This is a genomic window from Pseudomonas sp. PS01303, assembly GCF_029959385.1.
GTDB classification, from domain to species: Bacteria; Pseudomonadota; Gammaproteobacteria; order Pseudomonadales; family Pseudomonadaceae; genus Aquipseudomonas; species Aquipseudomonas rustica.
Genome location: NZ_JASCPK010000237.1, coordinates 1 through 5176, shown reverse-complemented (window position 1 = coordinate 5176; position 5176 = coordinate 1). Strand labels below are relative to the sequence as shown.

Sequence of the window (5176 nt, the reverse complement as noted above, 5' to 3'; positions counted from 1 at the left end):
GCCGAGCTTGCTCGCGAAGGCGGCGTATCAAGCAACACAGGCTCAAGCTGTGCCGACGCCTTCGCGAGCAAGCTCGGCTCCTACAGGGTTAGCGGTGTTTTTTGGATATCAGTTGCGCTCAGCCACCATCAGTAGTGACTGCGGCACCGGGCTTTGCGGGTGCTGCGGCTCTTGTAGGCCGACCAGCCGCAACCCGGCCATATCCAGCGCATTGAACCAGCTCGACAACGTGCGGAAATACCACGGCATCGGCTGCCACTGGCCCTTGAACCCGGCGAACGATTCTTCGCGCCAGCCGTCCTGATAATCGCCTGCCGCAACGGCCCATGGGTGCAAGGTCTGGATGATCAGGGCGCCGCCCGGAGCCAGCAGGGCATTCATCGCAGCCAGCAATGGAATGATGTCCTGATGCAGCAGCGAAAAATTCGCGCAGATCAAATCGTAATCGCGGCCGACATCAACCTTCGCCTCGACCAACGCGTCGTAGTCAGCGACATGCACGGTGCAAGTGCCGGCCAGACGTGCCGCGTCCACCAGCGTCGCATCGCCATCGACGCCCACCGCCTCAATCCCCCGATCCGCCAACGCCCGCAGCAACCAGCCTTCGCCGCAACCCAGATCAAGCACACGCGGCGGCTGACGCCCGATGATCGCCAGTAGAACGGCTTGATCAGTCACCTGCTGGCGGCTCTCAATGGCACCGCTGCGGATGACGTCGATCCAGGCGTCGGCGTTGGCGTGCCAGCTCTGCAGCAGGGCGGATTCAGGGGTGGGCATGTCGGTTTCCGAAAGGGTTGATAGAAAGCAGTCCGGGACAACCACAGTATGGACGCCGCGCCGGATTCAGCGAGCTTACCAACGGCCATCAGTCTGCGCGGCGGGCAGGTACCGATTGCGTGTATGCTCTGCTCCTTTCCTGTCTCACTGCGCACGCCTGCATTCGATTCCTTGCGTTTTGAACCCATGGCGCGTGCCTCCCTATGCTGGAGCCCTAATGATTTCGCAGAGCTTCATCGACCCGTGCGACTCGCCCGAACGTCTTGCCGTGCTGCACGGCTATGAAATCCTCGATACCCCACGCGAAGCGGATTTTGACGAGCTCGTGAGCCTGGCCGCCGCCATCTGCGACGCGCCAATTTCGGTGATGAACCTGATAGACCGCCACCGCCAGTGGTTCAAGGCGGAAACAGGCTTGGGAATCCGCGAAACACCCTTGGACGTTTCCATCTGCCGTCACGTCCTTCTGCAGCCCGGCATCACCGTCATACCCGATCTGCGCGCTGACCCGAGGATGAGCTCCAACCCGCTGGTGACGGCCGATGAAGGTTTGCGCTTCTACGCCGGCTGCTTGCTGGAAACGGCGGAAGGCTACGGCCTCGGGACGCTGTGCATTCTCGACCGACACCCGCGACAGCTGAGCCCGCAACAGAAAATCGCCCTGGTGACGTTGGCCAAACAGGTCATGGCGCAAATGGAGCTGAGGCGCTCGCTGCGGCAGAAAAATCAGCTGCTTGAGCAAAAGGACATGCTCCTCAAGGAAATCAACCATCGGACGAAGAATCACCTGCAACTGATCATCGGGTTAATCCAACTGCAAATACGCCAATTGGCAGATCCCGTCGCCCGCGCGGCACTCGTCGATACCAGCCGACGGATCATGAGCATCGCCGCCGTCCACGAAAAGCTGTATCAGGCCGATCAAGTGGAAACGGTCAACGCAGGTATTTATCTGGCCGAGTTGATCGATGGGCTGCGCGGTTCAGCCTCGGCGCAAACACGCTTCGTGATCGACCTGGACGACGTCATCCTGCCGCTGGACAAGGCGATCCCGTTGGCGCTGGTGCTCAACGAACTGGTCACCAATGCCCTTAAATACGCCTACGCCGACAAGTCGGCGGGGGACGTGTTTATCGAGCTGAAGGCGGCTGCTGGTCAGGTGCTGTTGAACGTGACGGATAAGGGCGCGGGGCTGCCTGCGGGGTTTGATCTGAAACAGCATTCATCCGTGGGAATGAAGATCATCAAATCCCTGACCCGCCAACTGCGGGGCGAGATGTCGATGCTCAATATGAGCCCGGGTTTGCAGTGTTCGCTGAGATTTCCGTTTTAAGGCCATAATTATCGCCTTGCAGGTCGTTGAGGTTGGCGCGGGACATTGATGAGAGTCTCTCATGAGGGGCGCGGGATTAATCCATGAAAGCAGGTTGCGCACGGATGCGCGACCCCCGAGAGTTGCTTGCAGTGCGAAAGTGTTTGGCTCAGTCCGGCTATGGTTCTTTGAGCAATTGCTGCGTCAGGTCAATCGGACGATCATTTTTTTGAAGCCGCGAGTGCCTCTTTCAGCGCCCGATGTGCACGTTCAGCCGTCTGCGCGTCGCCGTGTTTTTTCAGCAGTTCACTGACCTCGTGCAACTGTGCTGCGCTGAGTCCCACGCGCAGGCTCGCCGCCATGTGCGAGCGCAATTGCGATTCCACCCCCGGCGTTGCCGCCAGCGCCCCGACGGTCGCCAGTTCGCGGCTTTGCCAGTCGAGGTTGTCGCGCTCGAAGATGTCGCCGAACAGGTGGGTTTGCAGGAACTGGTTGGCTACAGGGGCGAACTCGAACACCGGGCCTTTGACCGGAGCGCCGGAGATTTTCGTTTGATTGGCGGTGCCGGCGGCCAGCAGTTCATCACCGGTCGGAATCGCCCGGCTCGGTTCACGCCCCGGCGCATCGTCAATGCCGCGCTGTTTGCGCGCTTGCACCACAGTCATCAATTCGTTCAAGGCGTTCAGGCTGCGCGGGAAGCCGACATAGGCGTAGAGCTGCACGAGAATTTCCCGGGTTTCGCTGATGGTCAGGCCGGCATCGAGTCCCTGGTTGAGCGCCGTGTTGAGGTTGGGCATGTCGCTGGTCGCCATGAACGCGGCGATCAGTGGAATCGATTGTTGTTGGCTGGACAACGTTGCTGCGTTTGCTGGCGTGCTGGTCATGGGTTGCGATGCCTCGGCTGCGTGAGTGGTAACACTGAACATTGCCCCGACACTCAGACAGAGCGCCATGAGTGCGGGGCGGGCGGTGTGGTTGCGGACGTCGATGTTCATCAGATCAACTCCGTTCAGGTCGTGACGCGGTGCCGCGCGGGGGCCGTGGCCAGCGTGCGGATTTTCAAGATGTCACTCGGTACAAAAATTCAATTAACGCGTGACAGGGTGATCGCTCAGCCAGCCGTTCACGCGTTCCATGGTCTTGCGCTCCTGCTCACCCTCCATCACAAAACCTTCCAGCACCTTGGCTTTCGGCGCGTGCTGGACGAGGATGCTGCGGCTATACCCAGTCCACGCTGGATCAGCCCGGCGACCACGCGGGTATTGCCCGAGCGCGAGAAATACGCGACCAGAATCCGCGAGCCCGAACGCGGTGTTTCACTGGCACTCTGCGTGTCGGCGAGCGACAGCAGTGGCGCGCTGGCCAGTGCGGCGATCACCGTGCGCCGCAGCGGATCGTGATCGTTACTCATCGGCCGACGCGCGCCTTGAGGGCCTCGGGATAACGCTCGCCTTCGATACGGATTTGCGCCAGTGCGGTGTCAATTGCCTTGAGTTCAGCAGCGTCGAGGGCAATATCCTCGCCGCCGAGGTTTTCTTCCAGTCGATGCAGTTTGGTCGTGCCCGGAATCGGCACAATCCACGGTGCCTGCGCGAGCAGCCAGGCCAGCGCGATCTGCGCCGGTGTGGCTTGTTTCTGCGCTGCGATCTGGCGGATCAACACCACCAGCCCCTGATTGGCTTTCAGCGCCGACTGGCTGAAACGCGGGACGATGCTGCGAAAGTCGTCGCTGCCGTAAGTGGCCTCGGCCGACACCGTGCCGGTGAGAAAACCCTTGCCTAGTGGGCTGAACGGCACGAAGCCGATGCCCAGTTCCCACAGCGTCGGCAGGATTTCCTGCTCGGGCTCGCGCCACCACAGCGAGTATTCGCTTTGCAGCGCCGTGACTGGTTGTACTGCATGGGCGCGGCGAATGGTTTGCGCGCCGGCCTCCGACAGGCCGAAGTGCTTGACCTTGCCTTCGCTGATCAAATCCTTCACTGCCCCGGCGACTTCCTCGATCGGCACGTCCGGGTCGACGCGGTGCTGGTAGAGCAAATCGATGTAATCAGTCTTCAATCGCTTCAACGAACCCTCGACGGCAACCCGGATGTGCTCGGGGCGGCTGTTGAGAATCTGCTGTTTGTTGTCGTCACCGAAGGTGAAGCCGAACTTGGTGGCGATGACGACTTTGTCACGAACGGGCGCCAGTGCTTCGCCGACCACTTGCTCGTTCAGGTAAGGGCCGTAGACCTCGGCGGTGTCGAAGAACGTCACGCCTCGGTCAACGGCTGAACGGATCAGTGCGATGGCTTGCTGGGTATCCGTGGCCGGGCCATAACCGTGACTCAAGCCCATGCAGCCAAAGCCGAGGGCGGATACTTCGAGTGAGCTGTTGCCGAGTGTGCGCTTGTGCATGTCGATCTCCCGTTGGGCGTGGGGAGAACAGTAAGCGAGCTGACTGGTGAGGACTAGACGGGTAAAACAGGATGGCTTGATGAGTTGTGCTCATTAATAGACTGGAAGACGCAGGATCAAGACCGTTCGTGGCAACCGAGCAAACCTTTTCCAGACTGAATGATCTCTAACTTGAAGTTGAATAGCTGAGGTGCACCATGAATAAATCAACCGGCGGCTGCCTGTGCGGCGATGTCCGTTTCGAAGTGTCCGGCCAGCCTTACCGCGTCGGCATCTGCCACTGCCTCGACTGCCGTAAACGCCACGGCGCGTTGTTCAATGCCTCGGCCATATTCCCCGAAGAGGCGCTCAAGGTCAGCGGCGAAACCCGCGACTACAACGGACGATTCTTCTGCCCGCGCTGCGGTTCGCCAGTGTTTACGCGTTCGGAAGATGAAGTCGAGGTTAACGTCGGATCGCTCGATGAGCCGGATCAGTTCAAACCCACTTACGAACTCTGGACGATACGCCGGGAGGCGTGGTTGCCGGCGTTGCCGCTGGCCCACCACTACCAACGTGACCGCGAAAGCATGGGCCGAACCGAAGAATAATTGCAGCCCATAATCTGCCTTCGTGGGAGCGGGCTTGCTCGCGAAAGCGGTGGATCAGTCGGCCCAACATTGACTGGCAGACCGCATTCGCGAGCAAGCC

At 60.4% G+C, this 5176-nt stretch carries 5 protein-coding genes and 1 pseudogene; 2 read left to right on the top strand and 4 right to left on the bottom strand.

Annotated elements, in window-relative coordinates:
- Positions 1-108: 108 nt before the first annotated feature.
- On the bottom strand, positions 109-777 hold the full coding sequence (locus QMX93_RS29600; RefSeq protein WP_282359107.1) for a class I SAM-dependent methyltransferase: 669 nt from the start codon (positions 775-777) through the stop codon (positions 109-111).
- Between the two features lie 178 nt (positions 778-955).
- On the opposite strand from QMX93_RS29600, the gene QMX93_RS29595 reads away from it, so the two are divergent.
- On the top strand, positions 956-2110 hold the full coding sequence (locus tag QMX93_RS29595; RefSeq protein ID WP_282359106.1) for a histidine kinase dimerization/phosphoacceptor domain -containing protein: 1155 nt from the start codon (positions 956-958) through the stop codon (positions 2108-2110).
- Positions 2111-2310: 200 nt separating this feature from the next.
- Here QMX93_RS29595 and QMX93_RS29590 read toward each other — a convergent pair whose 3' ends face one another.
- The 3 genes and pseudogenes from QMX93_RS29590 to QMX93_RS29580 form a co-directional block, all read right to left on the bottom strand.
- Positions 2311-3084 carry a carboxymuconolactone decarboxylase family protein gene (locus QMX93_RS29590; protein WP_282359105.1) on the bottom strand — a complete coding sequence of 258 codons (774 nt, stop codon included), beginning with the start codon at positions 3082-3084 and terminating at the stop codon, positions 2311-2313.
- A 93-nt stretch (positions 3085-3177) separates the two neighbouring features.
- Positions 3178-3500: pseudogene (locus tag QMX93_RS29585) on the bottom strand (hypothetical protein).
- Positions 3497-4486, bottom strand: coding sequence for an aldo/keto reductase (locus tag QMX93_RS29580; protein ID WP_282359104.1), 990 nt, complete (start codon positions 4484-4486; stop codon positions 3497-3499). The pseudogene QMX93_RS29585 and the gene QMX93_RS29580 overlap by 4 nt, the downstream one beginning before the upstream one ends.
- Before the next feature lie 197 nt (positions 4487-4683).
- On the opposite strand from QMX93_RS29580, the gene QMX93_RS29575 reads away from it, so the two are divergent.
- A complete protein-coding gene (locus QMX93_RS29575) occupies positions 4684-5076 on the top strand; it encodes a GFA family protein (protein ID WP_282359103.1) in 393 nt (130 codons plus the stop codon).
- Positions 5077-5176: the final 100 nt, after the last annotated feature.